Annotated in this window: 15 protein-coding genes, 1 tRNA gene and 1 pseudogene; 7 read left to right on the forward strand and 10 right to left on the reverse strand. The window is 55.6% G+C overall.

Annotated features, from left to right (window positions below; genetic code table 11):
• The first annotated feature begins 115 nt into the window (after positions 1 to 115).
• A complete protein-coding gene (gene coaA, locus OVA10_RS05015) occupies positions 116 to 1,066 on the forward strand; it encodes a type I pantothenate kinase (RefSeq protein WP_100778111.1) in 951 nt (316 codons plus the stop codon).
• Between the two features lie 55 nt (positions 1,067 to 1,121).
• Here coaA and dppF read toward each other — a convergent pair whose 3' ends face one another.
• From dppF to OVA10_RS05060, 9 genes and pseudogenes are all read right to left on the reverse strand, one after another.
• The gene (dppF, locus tag OVA10_RS05020) at positions 1,122 to 2,135 is read right to left on the reverse strand and encodes a dipeptide ABC transporter ATP-binding subunit DppF (protein WP_100778112.1); all 1,014 of its coding nucleotides are present in this window, start codon (positions 2,133 to 2,135) and stop codon (positions 1,122 to 1,124) included.
• On the reverse strand, positions 2,132 to 3,115 hold the full coding sequence (gene dppD / locus OVA10_RS05025) for a dipeptide ABC transporter ATP-binding protein (protein ID WP_100778113.1): 984 nt from the start codon (positions 3,113 to 3,115) through the stop codon (positions 2,132 to 2,134). The genes dppF and dppD overlap by 4 nt, the downstream gene beginning before the upstream one ends.
• A gap of 10 nt (positions 3,116 to 3,125) precedes the next feature.
• The gene (gene dppC, locus OVA10_RS05030) at positions 3,126 to 4,028 is read right to left on the reverse strand and encodes a dipeptide ABC transporter permease DppC (RefSeq protein ID WP_100778114.1); all 903 of its coding nucleotides are present in this window, start codon (positions 4,026 to 4,028) and stop codon (positions 3,126 to 3,128) included.
• A 9-nt stretch (positions 4,029 to 4,037) separates the two neighbouring features.
• Positions 4,038 to 5,057, reverse strand: coding sequence for a dipeptide ABC transporter permease DppB (dppB, locus tag OVA10_RS05035; protein ID WP_100778115.1), 1,020 nt, complete (start codon positions 5,055 to 5,057; stop codon positions 4,038 to 4,040).
• Positions 5,058 to 5,251: 194 nt separating this feature from the next.
• A pseudogene (gene dppA / locus OVA10_RS05040) lies at positions 5,252 to 6,860 on the reverse strand (dipeptide ABC transporter periplasmic-binding protein DppA).
• Positions 6,861 to 7,481: 621 nt separating this feature from the next.
• Positions 7,482 to 7,558 (reverse strand) — tRNA-Pro (locus OVA10_RS05045).
• A 91-nt stretch (positions 7,559 to 7,649) separates the two neighbouring features.
• On the reverse strand, positions 7,650 to 9,341 hold the full coding sequence (gene eptB, locus OVA10_RS05050; RefSeq protein ID WP_107702486.1) for a kdo(2)-lipid A phosphoethanolamine 7''-transferase: 1,692 nt from the start codon (positions 9,339 to 9,341) through the stop codon (positions 7,650 to 7,652).
• Between the two features lie 262 nt (positions 9,342 to 9,603).
• On the reverse strand, positions 9,604 to 10,806 hold the full coding sequence (locus OVA10_RS05055; protein ID WP_100778119.1) for an L-lactate MFS transporter: 1,203 nt from the start codon (positions 10,804 to 10,806) through the stop codon (positions 9,604 to 9,606).
• 238 nt (positions 10,807 to 11,044) lie between these two features.
• Positions 11,045 to 11,746, reverse strand: coding sequence for an autotransporter domain-containing protein (locus OVA10_RS05060; RefSeq protein WP_102105011.1), 702 nt, complete (start codon positions 11,744 to 11,746; stop codon positions 11,045 to 11,047).
• A 157-nt stretch (positions 11,747 to 11,903) separates the two neighbouring features.
• Between OVA10_RS05060 and tag the strand changes: the two genes are divergently transcribed.
• Both tag and OVA10_RS05070 read left to right on the forward strand, forming a co-directional pair.
• Positions 11,904 to 12,485: a DNA-3-methyladenine glycosylase I gene (tag, locus tag OVA10_RS05065; RefSeq protein WP_102105012.1), complete on the forward strand. Its 582-nt coding sequence runs from the start codon at positions 11,904 to 11,906 to the stop codon at positions 12,483 to 12,485.
• Entirely contained in the window at positions 12,463 to 12,903 is a 441-nt protein-coding gene (locus tag OVA10_RS05070) for an N-acetyltransferase (protein ID WP_268195526.1), read from the forward strand. Before tag ends, OVA10_RS05070 begins: the two co-directional genes overlap by 23 nt.
• Here the strand turns inward: OVA10_RS05070 and OVA10_RS05075 are convergent.
• Positions 12,872 to 15,151, reverse strand: a complete 2,280-nt coding sequence (locus OVA10_RS05075; protein WP_268195603.1) for a molybdopterin guanine dinucleotide-containing S/N-oxide reductase — start codon at positions 15,149 to 15,151, stop codon at positions 12,872 to 12,874. The genes OVA10_RS05070 and OVA10_RS05075 overlap by 32 nt on opposite strands.
• A 216-nt stretch (positions 15,152 to 15,367) precedes the next feature.
• On the opposite strand from OVA10_RS05075, the gene OVA10_RS05080 reads away from it, so the two are divergent.
• The 4 genes from OVA10_RS05080 to OVA10_RS05095 all read left to right on the forward strand — a co-directional run bounded on the left by OVA10_RS05080 (position 15,368) and on the right by OVA10_RS05095 (position 18,940).
• The gene (locus tag OVA10_RS05080) at positions 15,368 to 16,030 is read left to right on the forward strand and encodes an OmpA family lipoprotein (RefSeq protein WP_100778124.1); all 663 of its coding nucleotides are present in this window, start codon (positions 15,368 to 15,370) and stop codon (positions 16,028 to 16,030) included.
• A 98-nt stretch (positions 16,031 to 16,128) separates the two neighbouring features.
• Entirely contained in the window at positions 16,129 to 17,145 is a 1,017-nt protein-coding gene (locus OVA10_RS05085; protein ID WP_107702490.1) for a LacI family DNA-binding transcriptional regulator, read from the forward strand.
• Between the two features lie 102 nt (positions 17,146 to 17,247).
• On the forward strand, positions 17,248 to 18,009 hold the full coding sequence (locus tag OVA10_RS05090; protein ID WP_268195527.1) for a sugar phosphate isomerase/epimerase family protein: 762 nt from the start codon (positions 17,248 to 17,250) through the stop codon (positions 18,007 to 18,009).
• A complete protein-coding gene (locus OVA10_RS05095) occupies positions 18,002 to 18,940 on the forward strand; it encodes a sugar kinase (RefSeq protein ID WP_268195528.1) in 939 nt (312 codons plus the stop codon). The genes OVA10_RS05090 and OVA10_RS05095 overlap by 8 nt, the downstream gene beginning before the upstream one ends.
• The last annotated feature ends 50 nt before the right edge of the window (positions 18,941 to 18,990 follow it).

The following is an 18,990-nucleotide window of genomic DNA, read 5'->3' on the forward strand; positions in this document are numbered from 1 at the left end:
TTCCCGCCATCTGGTGTTAACCTCCTGCCCATTGTCCAAATTTAACTACTAAGTGATGAACCGCTGCCGCCACGAACGCGTTGCCGCGCAGATAAAGGGTTCACTGAACACGCTTATGAGCAAAAAAGAGCAATCGTTAATGACACCCTATCTTCAGTTTAACCGCAGCCAGTGGGCCGCTCTGCGTGACTCCGTCCCCATGACCTTAACGGAAGGGGAAATTGCGCGGTTAAAGGGGATCAACGAAGACCTGTCGCTGGAGGAGGTTGCAGAGATCTATCTGCCACTGTCCCGCTTGCTTAACTTCTATATAAGCTCCAACCTGCGTCGCCAGGCGGTACTGGAGCAGTTCCTTGGCACTAACGGCCAGCGTATTCCTTATATCATCAGCATCGCGGGCAGCGTGGCGGTCGGTAAAAGTACCACTGCACGTGTTCTGCAAGCGCTGTTGAGCCGCTGGCCTGAACACCGTAGCGTTGAGCTGATCACCACAGACGGCTTCCTGCATCCGAACGAGGTGCTGAAAGAGCGCGGCCTGATGAAGAAGAAAGGCTTTCCTCTTTCATACGATATGCACCGCCTGGTGAAATTCGTTTCAGATCTGAAATCTGGCGCACCAAACGTCACGGCGCCGGTCTATTCCCATCTGATATACGACCGCATCCCCGATGGCGATAAAACGGTGGCACAACCGGATATTCTGATCCTCGAAGGGCTGAACGTGCTGCAAAGCGGCATGGATTACCCGCACGACCCGCATCATGTGTTTGTCTCCGACTTCGTCGACTTCTCTATATATGTCGATGCGCCGGAAGATTTGCTGCAAAACTGGTATATCAACCGTTTCCTGAAGTTCCGTGAAGGGGCGTTTACCGACCCTGACTCTTACTTCCATAATTACGCCCAGCTTTCTGAAGAGGAAGCGGTCAACGTAGCGACATCGCTCTGGAATGAGATTAACTACGTGAACCTGAAAGAGAACATCCTGCCGACGCGCGAGCGTGCGAGCCTGATCCTCACGAAAAGTGAAAACCACGCCGTAGACCAGATTCGCCTGCGCAAATAGTGGATTAGCAGACATAAAAAAACCGGCGATAATCGCCGGTTTTTTGGTTTACGTATTATGCGTGCGGTTTCTCACCGTTTTCATCCTGATCGACCGCAAAGCAGGCCACCAGTTGACCACCGTAATCTTTCAACTGCGGCTGCAACTGAGTACAAGGACCAAAGCGGCGACGGCAGCGGGCGTTGAACGCACAACCCGGCGGTGGATTCAGCGGGCTTGGCAGCTCGCCTGTCAGCTTAATACGCTCACGGCGATCGTCCGGATTCAGACGCGGTGTGGCCGACAGCAGCGCTTGCGTATACGGATGACGAGGATTATTAAAGATCTGGTCTTTGGTCCCCTTCTCCACGCAGCGCCCCAGATACATCACCATCACTTCATCAGCAATGTGCTCTACTACGGACAGGTCGTGGGAGATAAACACATACGACAGCCCCAGATCCTGCTGCAAATCCATCATCAGGTTCAGCACCTGCGCACGCACGGACACGTCGAGCGCAGAGACCGGTTCATCGGCAATCACCACGTCCGGGTCCAGCATCAGACCACGCGCGATAGCGATACGCTGACGCTGACCGCCAGAGAACATGTGCGGATAGCGATCGTAGTGCTCGGTTTTAAGACCCACTTTCGCCATCATCGCCAGCGCTTTTTCACGGCGCTGCTCTTTGTTGAGATCGCTGTTAATCTGCAGCGGCTCTTCCAGAATCTGTCCCACTTTTTTACGCGGGTTCAGAGAACCGTACGGGTTCTGGAACACAATCTGGATTTTCTGACGGCGCAGCTTCTGTGCCTGCGGATCGTGCTTTAGCAGATCCTGGCCCTGATAGTACAGCTCGCCGCCAGTCGGGGTTTCAATCATCGTCAGCAGACGACCTAGCGTGGATTTACCACAGCCCGATTCACCGACCACAGCCAGCGTTTTGCCGCGTTCCAGGGTGAACGACACCCCATCCAGCGCTTTCACCAGGCGTTCGGGGGCGAAAATCCCCTTCTTCACCGGATAGTGTTTTTTCAGATCGATGGCCTGCAACAGCGGCTGTTGTTTGGCGGCCTCTTGCGTACTCATAGTGTTGGCCTCCCGGCATCATCAAGTGGGTAGTGACATTTAGACTGACGACCACCTGGGAGGGTGTTCAGTTCTGGCTCTTCAGCACGACACTTATCTGTCGCATACGGGCAGCGCGGATTCAACAGACAGCCCGTCGGGCGGTCATATTTACCCGGGACGACGCCCGGCAACGACGCCAGACGCGCTTTATCCTGAGCAAACTCCGGCAGCGCACGCAGCAGCGCCTGGGTATACGGATGACGCGGCGCGCGGAAAATATCGTGCGAGCTTCCGGCCTCCACGACTTGTCCGGCATACATCACGATAATTTTGTGGGCGGCTTCGGCCACCAGCGCCAGATCGTGGGTAATCAGCACCAGCGCCATGTTCTCTTTCTGCTGCAGTTCCAGCAGCAGCTCGATGATCTGCGCCTGAATAGTCACGTCCAGCGCCGTGGTCGGTTCATCTGCAATCAGCAGCTTCGGTCGACAGGCAATCGCCATAGCGATCATCACGCGCTGGCTCATCCCACCAGACAGCTGGTGCGGATAAACATCCAGACGTGATGCCGGATCGGGAATCCCCACCTGCGTAAGCAGGTCGATCGCGCGCTGGCGACGGGTTTTCTTATTCCCACCCTGATGCACTTTGATCGCTTCCATAATCTGGAAACCGACGGTATAGCACGGGTTCAGACTGGTCATTGGGTCCTGGAAGATCATCGCCACTTCAGCGCCCACCAGCTGGCGGCGCTGCTTCTCGGAGATGCGCTTCAGATCCTGGCCGTTGAACTCCAGGCTTTCCGCCATCACGCGGCCCGGGTAATCAATCAGCCCCATGATCGCCAGTGAGCTGACAGATTTACCCGAGCCAGACTCACCCACAATGCCAACCACTTCACCCTGATTCACGCTGTAGCTGATACGGTCTACGGCACGAAACTCGGAGCCCACGTCACCGAAGTGCACCGATAATTTATCTACATTTAATAACGCCATCTCGTGCCTCTTACTGCTTCAGTTTGGGATCAAGTGCATCACGCAGACCATCACCCATCAGGTTAAATGCCAGCACCGTCAGCAGAATCGCCAGACCCGGGAAGGTCACGACCCACCATGCGCTTTGCGCGAACTGCAACACATCGGCGAGCATCGTGCCCCACTCCGGTGTTGGCGGTTGCGCACCCATGCCAAGGAAGCCAAGAGCAGCCATATCGAGAATGGCGTTAGAGAAACCGAGCGACGCCTGAACGATCAGCGGCGCAAGGCAGTTCGGGAGAATATTGACGAACATCTGGCGCAGCGCGCCCGCGCCCGCCACACGTGAAGCGGTGACATAATCGCGATTCACTTCCACCAGCACCGCCGCACGTGTTAATCGCACGTAGTGAGGGAGTGCCACGAACGTCAGGGCCAGCGCCGCGTTACCTATCGACGGCCCAAACACCGCCACAAGGACCAGCGCCAACAGCAGGCTTGGCAGGGCCAGCATGATGTCGACCACACGCATAATGATGTTGTCGATCAGACCACCGAAATAGCCGGCAACCAGTCCGAGGATAACCCCGAGGATCAGCGACAGTACCACCACCAGGCACCCTACCAGCAGCGACAGACGCGCACCGTACATCAGACGCGATAACACATCGCGGCCCACGTCATCCGTGCCGAGCAGATGGGCGAAGGTCCCGCCATCCTGCCAGGCTGGCGGAGCCAGCAGCACGTCGCGGAACTGATCCGCCGGGTTATACGGCGCCAGCACGTTCGCAAACACGGCGATAATGATCATGATGGTGACATACACCAGCCCGACCACGGCGCCTTTGTTGCGTTTGAAGTAATGCCAGAACTCCTGCATCGGCGTCATTGGCACCGGGGCAGCAACAGCTTTATTTTGAGTAACTTGTGACATGATGGCCCCTTACTTCTTATGACGAATACGCGGGTTCACCACGCCGTACAGCAAATCGACCAGCAGGTTGACGAGGATAATCATCGTCGCCACCAGCAGTACACCGCCCTGCACAACCGGATAGTCACGGCGTTGCAGCGCATCGATCAGCCAACGTCCCAGGCCCGGCCAGGAGAAGATGGTTTCGGTCAGAATCGCCCCGGCCAGCAATGTCCCCACCTGCAAGCCGATCACCGTCACGACAGGCAGCATCGCGTTACGCAACGCATGGACGATGATGACGCGCATACGGGTCAGACCTTTGGCGCGGGCGGTACGGATGTAATCCTCCCCCAGCACTTCCAGCATCGACGAGCGCGTCATACGTACAATTACCGCCAGAGGAATGGTCCCGAGCACCATCGCAGGCAGGATCATATGCGCCAGCGCATCAATGAAGTTGCCCTCTTCGCCCCAAATGGCCGTATCGATCAGCATAAAGCCGGTAAGCGGGTTGGAATCATCAAGGAACACCATGTCGCTCACCCTTCCGGAGACCGGCGTCAGGTTGAGTTGCACGGAGACCAGCATGATCAGCATCATGCCCCACCAGAAGATAGGCATGGAGTAACCGGTCAGCGCCAGGCCAACCGCGGTGTGATCGAAGATTGAACCGCGTTTAACGGCAGCCAGGACACCGACGGGGATACCAACAGCAACGGCAAAAATCATGGCGCAGATACCGAGTTCCAGCGTCGCTTTAAAACGCGGCACAAACTCGTCCCACACCGGAAGACGGCTTTTCAGCGAAATCCCTAAATCACCGTGCAGTACGCCCCAGATGTAATGGAGATACTGCTGCCACATCGGCTTATCGAGGCCGAGTTCGGCCAGCAGCTGCGCATGGCGTTCAGGGGAGATACCACGCTCACCCGCCATAATCATTACCGGGTCGCCGGGGATCATATGGACGAAGGCAAAAGTGAGAAGGGTGATACCGATAAACGTGGGGATGACAAGTCCCAGACGTCGGAGGATGAACTGCAACATATCCCGGATTCTCTCTAATGACGTACTGCCCGCAGGCGGTGACGTCTGTATTGCTCACAAATCTTATTCCCTCCGCGAAGAGGGAATAAAGCACTGCTGCCGGATGGCGCTGCGCTGACCCGGCCTACCGCTGTAGGTCCGCGCTCGCACAGCGCCGCCGGCACGGGGTGCTCATGCACCCCTGACGCTTTTAATTATTCAACAGAGACGTTTTCGAAGTGGTGTTTGCCCAGCGGATCAACCACATAGCCTTTAACTTCTTTACGCACTGGCTCGTAAACGGTGGAGTGAGCCACGATCAGCGCCGGAGCCTGGTCATGCATCACTACCTGAGCCTGTTTGTAGAGTTCAATACGCTTGTTGTGGTCGTCCGTTGCGCGCGCCGGCTGAATCAGATCTTCAAACGGCTTGTAGCACCAGCGAGAGTAGTTAGAACCATCTTTCGCAGCCGCACAGCTGAACAGGGTAGCGAAGAAGTTATCCGGATCCCCATTGTCCCCGGTCCAGCCCATCATCACAGCCTGGTGTTCGCCAGCTTTAGCACGCTTCAGATACTCGCCCCACTCGTAAGTGACGATCTTGGCCTGAACGCCTACCTTAGCCCAGTCAGCCTGAACCATCTCAGCCATACGGCGAGCGTTCGGGTTGTACGGACGCTGAACAGGCATTGCCCACAGCTCAACGGTAAAGCCTTTATCCTGGCCCGCTTCTTTCAGCAGCGCTTTCGCTTTCTCAGGATCGTAGGTGTAGTCTTTAACGTCGTCGTTGTAGCCCCACATGGTTGGTGGGATCAGGTTCTTGGCAGCAATACCTGCACCCTGGTAAACCGCTTTAATGATCGCTTCTTTGTTAACCGCGTAAGTCAGCGCCTGACGCACTTTCACGTCATCAAACGGTTTCTTCTCGGTGTTGAAGGAGAGGTAACCCACGTTCAGGCCTGCCTGCTCCAGCAGGTTGATATTTTTTGTCCTGCTTCATGCGAGCAATATCAGCCGGGTTTGGGTACGGCATCACCTGGCACTCGTTTTTCTGCAGTTTCGCGTAACGCACGGACGCGTCAGGCGTGATGGAGAAGACCAGACGGTCGATCTGCGGCTTGGTACCCCAGTAACCTTCGAATGCTTTGTACAGAATACGGGAGTCTTTCTGGTACTGCTGCAGCTGGAATGGACCGGTACCGATTGGGTTCAGATCCACTTTTTCCGGGGTGCCTGCTTTCAGCATGTTGTCCGCATACTCTTTTGACAGAATAGAGGCGAAGTCCATAGCCAGGTCAGCCAGGAATGGCGCTTCAGGACGGCTCAGAACGAACTGAACGGTTTTGTCGTCCACTTTTTTCACTTCGGTGATCAGGTCCGGCAGACCCATCCCTTCGAAGTATTCGTAGCTGCCGCCAGAAACTTTATGGTACGGGTTCTGTGCGTTTTTCTGACGGTCGAAGGAGAACACAACGTCATCCGCAGTCAGTTCACGCGTTGGTTTGAAATCTTTATTGTCCTGCCACTTCACGCCCTGGCGTAAATGGAAGGTATAGGTTTTGCCGTCTTCGCTGATTTCCCACTTCTCAGCCAGACCCGGAATAACTTCCGTGGTACCGATTTTGAATTCAACCAGACGGTTATAGATTGGTACAGAGCTAGCGTCGTAGGTTGTACCAGAGGTGAACAGCTGTGGGTTAAAGCCTTCCGGCGAGCCTTCAGAACAGTAAACCAGGGTTTTTGCCTGCACGCTTGCCGCGACGGTGAGAGCGACCAGGCTCAGACCAAGCTTCAGCATCCCTGACTTCTTCAAGGAAATACTCATTATTCTGCTCCAATGTGATGTTTTGCTTTGTTGTGTTACGCCGCCTGACCTTTATTTATTTTTTACCCGGTCCGGTCGGTGATGCCCGAAGGCGTGATAAGGGATGGAGATTCCTTTCAGAAGAGCGTCGGAGTTGCAGCGCAGATCCTCCCTGAAATGCCCCTCGTGCCCTACAATCTGTCAACAGAATGTGAAAACGTCAATACAGGTGACGGGGATTTACGTTGAGGGTGAGAAACGGCAAACAAAGATTAAAAAAACTTTAGTCACCTATTTTCAGCAGGGAAATTTATGCTACTCGCCATCTTGCAGCACAAATCTCTTCATATTTCGCAACAATCAGTGATTAACATTTATTCAGATCGCGTAAATTTTCTTACAGAATGGTGATTATCTGAGCAGTAAATGCCGCGAACGTTAAAACGCACAGCGGAAAATGCTGAGGTTATCCATAAGCAACGCGAAAAAAGATCAATCCATATATAAAAAAATACAATGGATTATGTCACAAAATCGTTAACAGGCAGGGTAATGCGGGGATAAGGAGCGTTTTAGGGAGTCGGCGTGGATAAGTCTATAATGCAAAAAGGGCCAACCTTGCGGTTAGCCCTTTTTTAAATGTGGTCGGCGAGAGAGGATTCGAACCTCCGACCCACTGGTCCCAAACCAGTTGCGCTACCAAGCTGCGCTACTCGCCGAATGCGGAGCGCATCTTACTGCTGGGGTGCGCCCTCGTCAATCCCTTATCTTCAAAAAGCCATTCGACTGGCGAGAAACTCGCCAGCTCGGTTACTTAGTGGCTTTCGCCGGGCCATCAGGGACATGGCACCAGTTGTTGTTCTCATTAATCCCGCCGTCTGGCGAGGTATAGCCGAGACAACCCATGATGGTGTCATACAGCTCAACGTGACGGCGAGGCACCTTCATTTCAGCCTGCTGTTTCAGGTGCTGGAACATCTTCTCTTTATCCGGGTTTTCCAGATATTTATCCGACATCCACACCATCATCGGCACGCGGAACTGCTCCGGTGGCGCCATCTTGCGCGGCGTACCGTGCAGGTGCTCATACTCGTTGATCGACTCACCGTGGTCGGCGGCATAGAAAACAATCGCTTTCTTGTCGCGTACTTGGTCAATCACGCTTTCGATAAAGTGATCCACGTACATCACCGAGTTATCGTAAGAGTTAATCAGCTGCTCTTTGGTGCAGTCTTTGTCTACGCCCACACACTCCGGCGTCCATTTGGCAAAGCTGCGCGGGTAACGCTGGGTGTAGTTAAAGTGCGAGCCTTTGGTATGCAGGATGATCATATGCTTCCCATCCTGATTGTTGCTCAGCGAGCCTTTCATCTCATCGATGAGCAGCATATCGTCAACGCTCTTCCCGCGGTTACGCGGCTCAGCGCCGATCTGCTCACGATAGGCAATGTTCTGCGCCATCGTGTTGCTGTAGAACCACATCTCGCTCTGCATCGCGTAGAGATCAGAACTGAATCCAAGCTGATGCAGCACCGAGAAGACGTTCTGCTCTTTCAGGGTACGCTGCGGGTTGTCATCCGCCCCGCCCTCGCGAACAAACATGCAGCGCAGCGACAGCTTGGTCGCCGTATCACATGAGTAGCCCCGATAAGCGATCAGGTTCTTCTCCTGCGCCAGTTTCGGCGTGGTATCGCGGTCGTAGCCTAAAATCCCCATATGATCCCAGCGCGTCGTTTCACCGATGATAAAGACCACATAGGTATCGTCGATATCTTTAGGCGCTTCGTAGGTGAACTGCTTCGCCGGATTGAGCAGAGATTTATTATCGGAAGACTCATCCACCTGCGCCCAGGCGTACAGGCCCAGCGCGGAAATCCAGTTAGAAGGCAGATAGGAGTTCGCCACCACGCCGCCATAGCTCGGCAAATCCACGCCAGAAGTACGTTCGTCACTCTTCTGCTTCACTTCAAGCAGACGAATCGGGCCCCAGACCATCAGCCCCGCCAGCAGCACCACCGCGACGCTTCGGACGCGTTGCCCTGGCGTGCGCATCTGACGCAGCAGGGTATAGCGGCAGCGGTTACTCCAGATGAGCAGCAGCGGCAGCGCACTGACGCCCACCAGCCACAGGATAAAGTGCAGGCCGACCACCTCTTTCGAGAGATCGATATCCGTCGTCATGACTGAGGCAATAATGCCGTAGCCAATAACCACGTTCATAAAAGTCATGTAATAGCTGGCACCTGCCGAGCAGAGCACCACCAGAGATGCCAGAACGCGCCAGATGCGGCGTCCAAACAGTGAGAGGAGACGTAATAAGAAAAAGGTAACCAGAACGGTACCAACCAACTCAACAACCGCTGCGATTCCTTTCCAGGCGGTAAAGTCTTGCGCGAACCCGTCAAACCGACGGAAAAAAACAGCGCCATTCATAAACAGGCCGATGTACAACGCCAGCAAAAAGCTCAGCTTTTGTTGCGTCATCGATTTAATGTATTTCATGCAGGCTACCCGAAAAAAGGGACAGTCACGCCATCCACTTTTAGCTGTAAAAGTGAACAGAGTAGATATTCGCTCAGGGGATCGTTATCAGAAACGTCTAAAGCGTGGTAAGTAGACCACAGTGACAGGAAAAAGTGGCAGCAGAGAGTGTGATTGCAGTAGATATTTACAAAAAATCAAGTTCGAAAGCAGATTGGGTCAAAGAACGCTCAGCGTGTTGATAAAAGAAAAGGCCGGAAAATCCAGCCTTTTCAGTCAGTCATCACGCATGCGCTTCGTTAAATACCTGCCGCTGTGGCTGGCGAATCGTGGTGGAGAGCGCGAGTGAGATAATCAGCAGGGCGAAGATGACACAGAAGGTGACATAGAAGCCGCCGAACAGCGAGGCGATGAGGGACCCGCAGATGCTGCCGATACCGAAACCTAAGTAAATCACCCCGTAATTCTTCGCCAGATTATTCAGGCCAAAGAACTCGCTCACCAGTGACGGGAACACGGTAATGGTGCCACCAAAATTGAAGGCCACGCAGGCAATCGCCGCGAAGAAGGTCATCTCATTCAGTGGCGCAAACAGCAGGGCCGCCATACCGACCAGGGAGATCACCTGCCCCAGCGTAATCACACGGATACGGGCGATTTTGTCGGAGAGAATACCCAGTACCAGACGACCAGACAGGTTGGCAATGGAAATCACGGTTACCGCATTCGCCGCAGTCATCGCATCCAGTTTCACCATCCCCTGGGCGATATCTTTCGCCACGCCAATTACATACAGACCGCTCATGCAGGCTGTCAGGAACATAACCGCCAGCATCCAGTACTGTGGTTTGCGCATGGACTGCGCCAGCGTGAAGTCATTTTCCACAACGCCGTTAACGGTTTTCACTTCCTGCATCGGGGCATCTTTCATCAGCGTCGCGCCGAACAGAATCATCACCAGCACAATAGCGCCCCAGATCATAAAGGTCTTTTCCAGGCCCACGGAGGCAAGCAGGTGCGAATCGATAAATTTAAACCCGAGACTACCCAGACCATAAGAGCCAATGGAGAAAGCTGAGATTAAGCCTTTACGCTCCGGGAACCACTTCACGCAGTTCGACAGGGTCAGCAGGTAGCCCGCGCCATCTGCCAGCCCCACCAGCACCCCGGCGCTCAGCCAGAGCATCATCAGGTTACTGGAGTGCGCCGTCAGAAAGAAGCCGACGCCCAGCAGGATGCCCGAGGCCATGGTCACGCGTTTCACGCCAAAACGTTCCTGCAATTTCCCGGCAATAGACGAGGACAACGCCAGCCCCAGGCTCAGCAAGCCGAACGAGAACGCCACCTGGCTCACCGGCGCGCCGAGTTTGTCAGAGAGCGCGCTGTTAAACAGGCTCCAGGTATAAACCGATCCCAACGCAAATTGCGTCACGATGGTGCCAAATAGGGTCAGCCAACGAGTGCGGTTGTATGTTGATGTGTTCATGGCAGTTGTCCTGCAAGAGAAATTAAAGGAATTCGCTGCAGACAACGATAAACAAAACCTCAAAAGGCCTGGGGGAAAACGGCATGAAATGCAGTGGAGACGGAATGAAATGCCTGGAATCAGGAATGAATGACCTTGCCGGGCGAAAGATAACGAGTTTGTTAGTGCTCGCTATCGCCACAAGCACGGCCATTCTTGTATTTAAGATGTTACAGCAAGGTTGAATTAAATAACAATATTAAAATCTGGCGCTCACACCCAGGGTATATAAATAATCCGCGCCGGTCATGGTGTTATCCGCCTGAGACAAAGAGGCGTACGCGGCCATATGCGGGTAAAGCAGCACGTCGGCACCCACGGTCACATCCATCCAGTTATCGTACTGCATGGAGGCCGGCAGGCGGCTCATCCCCGACTGCGGCTTCCACTGATTATCGCCAAACTGCTGGTTGTAGCTAATTTGCGCCCACGGTCGTAGACCGCCCACGCGTGTATCGACGCGCCAGCCGAGCGTACTCACGCTGGCATGCCACAGCGGGTCGGTAAGCGACTGGCTGCCATTGTCACCGTATTCGTTGTACGCCATGGGCGACGAACCGTCGTAATGCCACGCGGCAACCGGCCCCGTGGTCACCTTCTGCGTCACCGGAATCGTCAGGCTCAGCGAAAGGGTACTGTCAGATTCCGCAGGATAATTTTCCGGCATGTTCAACGCCAGCCCCGGAACGTTCTGGGAAGAACGAATACGCTCCGCGAGAATATCGTCATAACGCGGTTGGTGATCGGCGTCCCATGTATAGCGTTCGGTCGTATTATTTTGCGCATCCGAAACGATATATTCCTGTTGCCAGGCGTAAGCTGTGCTACAAAAAAACAAACAGACAGAGACTCCCGCCAGGCCAGTAACAGCATGGCGACCACTGATTATTTTTATCATCATCAAAGCGACTCCAGAAAGAGCCGAATTCGGCGATATTTGTCATTGTTAGAAAGAGGTATGAGGGCAAAGCCCTTAATTAAATATTGTCTTTTTGAGGCACACGTCAAGCCAGGTGGGTTGATTTTTTTACGGGTTAAATCATTAAGGATGAAAACCAATGCAACGTTGCGGATGGGTAAGCCAGGATCAGCTCTATATCGACTATCACGATAAAGAATGGGGCGTGCCGGAGACCGACGGTAAAAAGCTCTTTGAGATGATCTGCCTGGAAGGCCAGCAGGCGGGTTTATCGTGGATTACGGTGCTAAAAAAACGGGAAAACTATCGCAACGCCTTCCATCAGTTCGATCCCGTTGCGGTGGCCGCCATGACTGAGGAAGACGTCGAACGGCTGGTGCTGGATGCCAGTATTATCCGGCATCGCGGGAAAATTCAGGCCATTATTGGCAACGCAAAAGCGTACCTGGCGATGGCCGAAAGTGGCGAGCCTTTCTCCGATTTTGTCTGGTCGTTTGTCGACAACACGCCGCAGGTGACACAGGCCGCGACAATGGGTGAAATCCCCACCTCCACGTCCGCCTCCGATGCCCTGTCTAAGGCACTGAAAAAGCGTGGTTTCAAATTTGTTGGCACCACGATTTGCTACTCATTTATGCAGGCCTGCGGTCTGGTGAACGATCATATCACGGGCTGTTTTTGCCACCCAGGAGGCCAACATGATTCGCAAATGGCAAAGTGAAAACACTGCGCCGCTGCTCAGTTTATGGCTTGAAAGCACCACCGAGGCGCACCCGTTTATCGACGCGCAATACTGGATTGAGAGTGAACCGCTGGTACGCGACACCTATCTCCCCGGTGCAGAAACCTGGGTATGGGAAGAGGAAGGCGAGGTGCGTGGTTTTATCAGCGTGATGGAGTCGCAGTTTATCGGCGCACTCTTTGTCGCCACCGCTCATGCGGGGAGAGGGATCGGCCACACGCTGATCCACCACGTGCAGCAGCAGTTCCCCTATCTCAGTCTTGAGGTTTACCAGAAAAACAGTCGGGCGGTGAATTTCTACCATGCTCAGGGTTTTCGCATTGAAGACAGCGCCTGGCAAGAAGAGACTCAACACCCGACGTGGATTATGAGCTGGCAGGCGGATCAAACGCCGTAAGCGTCAGCTCAGGGCCCTGATATTTCTCTACCCACGCCAGCGCCGTGTTCCCCGCGCACCCGTTCCCCAGCTTCGAGCTGGGGAGATCCTTGGTGAGCACGTTTACTGCGCCGTTTTTGCAAATCCCGCCAGCCGTGAGTTCCAGATCCGGCCACGCCCCCTGGTGGATACAGATCACGCCCGGTTTAATTCCCTCACTCACCACCGCCCCGGCCAGCACCTGCCCGCGAGCGTTCCAGACGCGCACCACATCGCCATTGGCAATTCCGCGCGCTTTCGCATCAAGGGTATGCAGCGTAATTGGTTCGCGTCCGGCCACGGCGTACTGCTCGCGCAGGGACGAATAGTTCAGCTGGCTGTGCAGACGGTGCGCCGGGTGCGCAGAGAGCACCTGCAACTGTGTTGGCTGCGCATTGCCGTGCCACTCGTCCGGCTCCAGCCACATCGGGTGCGGTGGGCAGTCGGCATAGTTAAAGCTGGCGATACGTTGCGAGTAGATCTCAATTTTGCCGCTTTCGGTTTTCAGCGGATGCGATTGTGGGTCGCGGCGGAAGTCCGCGAAGCGAACAAACTGTGCGTTCTGCTCACTCTCCGGCATTTCGACGATCTCATTCGCTTCCCAGAACTGAGCAAACGGCGGCAATGTTACCCCCTGAGCGGCACCGCGCTGCGCGGCAATCTGGTAAAACGTCTCAAGCCACTCGAGATCGGATTTCCCTTCGGTGAAACGCTCACGACCGCCCTCTTCCCAGCGTTCGCTCAGCTCCGCAAACACCTCAAAGTCATCCCGGGCTTCACCGCGCGGCGCAACGACGCGCTTCATCGGCACCATGTGCTGATTGCTGTAGTCGCCGGTCATGGTGAGATCGTTACGCTCAAAGGAGGTGGTCGCTGGCAGAACGATATCGGCGTGTTTGGCTGCCGCCGTCCAGAAGCATTCGGAAATCACCACCAGCTCCGGCTTTTGCCAGGCGCGGATCAGTCGGTTGGTATCCTGATGATGGGTGAAGTTTGCGCCGCCCGCCCACCAGACAAAACGGATATCCGGGAAGTGGCGGTCCAGGCCGTTATGCTGGTAGAAACCACCAGGATTTTCCAGCGCTTCGACGATGCGCGCCACCGGGATTTTATCTACCGCATCAATCCCGTCCTGCACGGAACCCTGCATCGAGGCCAGAACCGCAGCGCGACGGGTCGGGTTTCCGCCGTTAGCAAAGTGATACGACAAACCAAAGCCGCCGCCCGGCGTACCAATCTGGCCCAGCATCGCCGCCAGGGTCACCAGCATCCAGTGTTTTTGCTCGCCAAACTGCTGGCGCTGCATTCCCCAGCCGGACATCAGCATAGTGGTATTTTCGTGGAACAGTGCCGCCAGTTCGCGGATTTTCGCCGCATCAATGCCGCAAATGTCCGCCGCCCACTCGGCGGTTTTGGCGATCCCGTCGGTTTTGCCCGTCAGGTAGTCAGCGAATTTGTCATACCCGGTTGTGCAGCGGGCGAGAAACGCCTGGTCGTGCCAGCCGTTTTCCACCAGCGTATGGGCGATACCCAGCATCATCGCGACGTCGGTCCCCATGTGCGGGGCCAACCACTCGACGCTATCGCCGAAGAAATCGACGGTTTCGGAGCGCATCGGGTCAATACAGATCAGGCGTTTACCGCTTTTACGCAGCGCATCGAAATAGGGAATCCCCTGCTCATCGCTCGCGTTCCACGCGATTTTGAGCGTGTTGAGCGGATTGGCGCTCCACAGCACCACCACATCCGTATGCTCCAGCACCAGCGGCCAGCTGGTCTGCTGCTGATAAACTTCATTTCCGCCGACAACGTACGGCATGATCGCTTGCGCCGCACCGGTTGAGTAGTCACCGAGATGGCCGGTGTATCCCCCCGCCAGGCTCATATAGCGCTGCAGGAGCGTCGCCGCTTTGTGCAGCACACCGTTCGAACGCCAGCCATAAGAACCCGCAAATATAGACGCCGGGCCATGGGTCTCACGAATACGTTTGTGCTGCGTATGGATCAACGCCAGCGCATCATCCCAGCTCACCCGAACGAACTCATCCTGCCCGCGCGTACCCTGCGGATTATCCGGCGAGGCCAGAAAACCCTTACGCACCATCGGCCAGCGCACGCGGGTTTTGCTGTGCACCTGATCGCGCACCACAGTTTGTAACGAATTAGGGTGCTGCGTTGGCAGCGCCCCGCGCGAGGACAGGACATTCTCGCCATCGGTTTCAACCAGCATCGGGCCCCAGTGGGCGGCGGTCAGAATCGTTTTTATTGAAGTGGTCAAGCGTGCGCTCCTGGGTTTGTCTGTTGCAGGTGTGACGGCCTTCTTTGAGGCTATTTAAGATTTGGACACAAATTTCAGAGTTAGCCCTGGAATTTTCTTCCTCTCAGGGCGTCATAATCAACCGCCACACGCTTCGTGGCAAAGAATAAAAAGGATTAAGGAAATAAGATGAATAAACGCGTACTTGTCATTGCGGCTCTGGTCAGTGGAGCACTGGCGGTTTCTGGCTGCACAACCAACCCTTACACCGGCGAACGTGAAGCGGGCAAATCCGGCATTGGCGCGGGTATTGGCTCATTGGTCGGCGCAGGCGTTGGCGCACTCTCTTCCTCGAAGAAAGATCGCGGCAAAGGCGCGCTGATCGGGGCTGCAGCGGGTGCCGCATTGGGCGGCGGCGTAGGATATTACATGGATGTGCAAGAAGCTAAACTGCGCGACAAAATGCAGGGAACGGGCGTGAGCGTGACGCGAAGTGGCGACAACATCATTCTGAACATGCCGAACAACGTGACCTTCGACAGCAGCAGCGCAACGCTGAAACCGGCGGGTGCCAACACGCTGACCGGCGTGGCAACGGTGCTCAAAGAGTACAGCAAAACAGCCGTGAACGTCATTGGCTACACCGACAGCACCGGGAGCCAGGATCTGAATATGCGTCTGTCTCAGCAGCGCGCGGATTCTGTCGCCAGCTCGCTGATCACTCAGGGCGTTGCCGCAAACCGCATCCGCACCAGCGGCATGGGCCCGGCGAATCCAATTGCCAGCAACAGCACGGCAGAAGGCAAAGCGCAGAACCGCCGCGTTGAGATCACATTAAGCCCCATTCAGTAATTGAAATGCCGGGTGGCGGCTGCGCCATCCGGCATGAAGCGCTTGCCATCGTTGATTTTCCCGCTAAGGTGTTCTCACTAATCTTAAGGGAATCAGCGATGAGCAAATCAGCACGGCCCACCATCAGCGACGTGGCGAAAGCCGCCAAAACCGGAAAAACCAGTATTTCGCGCTATCTTAATGGCGAGAAACATCTGCTTTCCGACGCGCTGCTGGCCCGTATTGAACAAGCCATCGCCGAACTGGATTACCGCCCAAGCCTGATGGCTCGCGGCCTGAAGCATGGTCGCACTCGCCTCATCGGTCTGATCATCGCCGACATCACCAACCCCTACTCCGTCAACGTGCTCAGTGGCATCGAAGCCGCGTGCCGCGAAAAGGGCTTCACCCCGCTGGTGTGTAACACCAACAACGAAGTGGACCAGGAGCTGCACTACCTTGACCTGCTGCGCAGCTACCAGGTCGAAGGCATAGTAGTTAATGCCGTGGGGATGCGCGAAGAGGGGCTTAACCGCCTGCAACAGTCGTCCCTGCCGATGGTGCTGATTGATCGCAAAATCCCGGAATTTGCCTGTGACGTGGTAGGACTGGACAACACTCAGGCCGCCACAACGGCAACAGAACACCTGATCGAGCAAGGTTTTGAAGCGATTTTGTTCATGAGCGAGCCGCTGGGCATGGTAAATACCCGTCGCGACCGTCTCAGCGCATTTCGCGCCACCCTGGCGCGTTATCCTGGCGTGATCGCCGAGAATGCCGAAATTCCGCTGCACGAAGCCGATCAAATGGATAATACCCTGCGCCAGTTCCATACTCGCCATCGCGGGATGCGCAAAGCGGTGATTTCCGCCAACGGCGCGCTCACGCTGCAGGTGGCCCGCTCCCTCAAACGTATTGGCCTGAACTGGGGCAGCGATATTGGCCTGCTCGGATTCGACGAACTCGAATGGGCCGAGCTGGCAGGGGTTGGTATTACTACCCTCAAACAGCCGACCTGGCAGATTGGCTACGCCGCCGTCGAGCAGGTGGTGCGCCGCATCGAAGGCATTACCGACACCGTGCGCGAGCAGGTCTTCTCCGGTGAGCTGATCGTACGCGGCTCGACGTCGCGTTAACCCCCCTTCGTGATGACGATCATAAATTCAACATCCTGACCTTTTCTTTGGAACCGGTTCCATCTAGCGTAATACCTATCAGCTATGAATGGGAGTCAGCCAATGGGCAGGAAAATCATCGTCGTCACCGCCGCGTATGGCGCAGATCACGTCCGTCAGGTGGGCGGCCAGCGGGCCATATTACCGGTCATTGCCGCCGGGGGAGCCGACGGCGTCGAGATCCGCCGGGAGCTGTTTAATGATGAGGAGCTACAGGCGTTGCCGACATTGGCTCAGTCTATCGAACTGCTCGGTTTGTTCGCCTGTTACTCCGCCCCCGCCGCGTTACTGATGCCAGACGGCACACTGAACCCGGATCTGCCGCGCTATCTCGCAGAAGCCAGCACCCTCAATGCCCTGTGGCTGAAAGTCTCACTGGGTCATTTCCGCGATAAACAGCCCCTTGTAGCCTTACGCGAACTGCTGCTGGAAAGCGGGATGACGCTGGTAGTGGAAAATGATCAGACCGACTGCGGGCAGCTTGCGCCAATGCAGCGTTTCAAGGCGGCCTGCCGGGTGATGGAACTGCCTGTCACCCTCACCTTCGATACCGGAAACTGGCTGTGGGTTGGCGAATCGCCGGAAGAAGCCGCGCGCCATCTGGCCCCGGCGGTGAGCTATATCCATGTCAAAGCGGCTGTCCCGCATCACCAACACTTCCGCGCTATTCCACCGGATAACGCCGATGCCCGCTGGATGGATCTGCTGAACCAGCTTCCGGCCGACGCCCCTCGCGGCATTGAATTCCCGCTGGAAGGGCCAGATTTAGCGGCGGTCACCCGCCATTACGTCAATCTGCTGCGTGAGGAGATACGCCATGTCTGATTCTCTGGACGTCATCACCATCGGTGAAGCCATGGCCATGTTTGTGGCCACGGAAACGGGCGAGCTGCGCTCGGTTGAACACTTTATCAAACGCGTTGCCGGCGCAGAGCTGAACGTAGCAACCGGCCTGGCGCGCCTGGGACTCAACGTTGGCTGGGTCAGCCGCGTGGGCGACGACAGTTTTGGCCATTTTGTGTTGGATTCGCTGAAAAAAGAGGGGATCGACGCGGCGGGCGTCACTCTCGACAACCGTTTCGCGACCGGCTTTCAACTCAAATCTAAAGTCGAAAATGGAACCGATCCCATTGTGGAGTATTTCCGCAAAGGCTCCGCCGCCAGCCATCTTTCCACGCAAGATTTTCATCCTGCTTACTTTTCTTCAGCGCGGCATCTGCATTTGAGTGGCGTCGCAGCGGCGTTGTCGGCCAGCTCGTACGATCTGCTCGATCACGCGGCCAGTACCCTGAAAGCCCAGGGTAAGACGATCTCTTTCGATCCGAACCTACGCCCGGTGCTGTGGAAAAGCGAAGCCGAGATGGTTGAAAAGCTCAATCACCTGGCCTTCCAGGCAAACTGGGTTCTGCCCGGTCTGAAAGAGGGCATGATCCTCACCGGGCAGAAAACCCCGGAAGGGATCGCCGATTTTTATCTGGAGCACGGCGTGCAAGCCGTGGTGCTGAAAACCGGCGCTGACGGAGCATGGTTCAAAACCGCCAGCGGCGAGAAAGGTGCTGTCGCTGCGGTGAAAGTCGATAACGTTGTCGACACCGTCGGCGCAGGAGATGGATTCGCAGTCGGGGTGATTAGCGCCCTGCTGGAAGGCAAAACGCTACAACAGGCCGTCGCACGCGGGAATAAGATCGGATCGCTGGCCATTCAGGTGCAAGGCGACAGCGAAGGATTGCCGACCCGCGCACAACTGTCCGAGTAACAATAATCAGCCACCGTGTACCCTACAGACAACGGCGGTATAAACCTCAA

The organism is Lelliottia sp. SL45 (assembly GCF_026672535.1).
In the GTDB taxonomy this organism is placed as follows: Bacteria; Pseudomonadota; Gammaproteobacteria; order Enterobacterales; family Enterobacteriaceae; genus Enterobacter; species Enterobacter nimipressuralis.

What these genes read in the sequence shown, in the direction of transcription:
- dppB (WP_100778115.1), bottom strand. Translation starts at nt 5,057, where the DNA reads ATGTTGCAGTTCATCCTCCGACGTCTGGGACTTGTCATCCCCACGTTT.
- OVA10_RS05080 (WP_100778124.1), top strand. Translation starts at nt 15,368, where the DNA reads ATGAATAAACGCGTACTTGTCATTGCGGCTCTGGTCAGTGGAGCACTG.
- tag (WP_102105012.1), top strand. Translation starts at nt 11,904, where the DNA reads ATGCAACGTTGCGGATGGGTAAGCCAGGATCAGCTCTATATCGACTAT.
- OVA10_RS05095 (WP_268195528.1), top strand. Translation starts at nt 18,002, where the DNA reads ATGTCTGATTCTCTGGACGTCATCACCATCGGTGAAGCCATGGCCATG.
- OVA10_RS05075 (WP_268195603.1), bottom strand. Translation starts at nt 15,151, where the DNA reads ATGCTGGTTGAAACCGATGGCGAGAATGTCCTGTCCTCGCGCGGGGCG.
- dppD (WP_100778113.1), bottom strand. Translation starts at nt 3,115, where the DNA reads ATGGCGTTATTAAATGTAGATAAATTATCGGTGCACTTCGGTGACGTG.
- OVA10_RS05070 (WP_268195526.1), top strand. Translation starts at nt 12,463, where the DNA reads ATGATTCGCAAATGGCAAAGTGAAAACACTGCGCCGCTGCTCAGTTTA.
- dppC (WP_100778114.1), bottom strand. Translation starts at nt 4,028, where the DNA reads ATGTCACAAGTTACTCAAAATAAAGCTGTTGCTGCCCCGGTGCCAATG.
- dppF (WP_100778112.1), bottom strand. Translation starts at nt 2,135, where the DNA reads ATGAGTACGCAAGAGGCCGCCAAACAACAGCCGCTGTTGCAGGCCATC.
- OVA10_RS05090 (WP_268195527.1), top strand. Translation starts at nt 17,248, where the DNA reads ATGGGCAGGAAAATCATCGTCGTCACCGCCGCGTATGGCGCAGATCAC.
- coaA (WP_100778111.1), top strand. Translation starts at nt 116, where the DNA reads ATGAGCAAAAAAGAGCAATCGTTAATGACACCCTATCTTCAGTTTAAC.
- OVA10_RS05060 (WP_102105011.1), bottom strand. Translation starts at nt 11,746, where the DNA reads ATGATGATAAAAATAATCAGTGGTCGCCATGCTGTTACTGGCCTGGCG.
- eptB (WP_107702486.1), bottom strand. Translation starts at nt 9,341, where the DNA reads ATGAAATACATTAAATCGATGACGCAACAAAAGCTGAGCTTTTTGCTG.
- OVA10_RS05085 (WP_107702490.1), top strand. Translation starts at nt 16,129, where the DNA reads ATGAGCAAATCAGCACGGCCCACCATCAGCGACGTGGCGAAAGCCGCC.
- OVA10_RS05055 (WP_100778119.1), bottom strand. Translation starts at nt 10,806, where the DNA reads ATGAACACATCAACATACAACCGCACTCGTTGGCTGACCCTATTTGGC.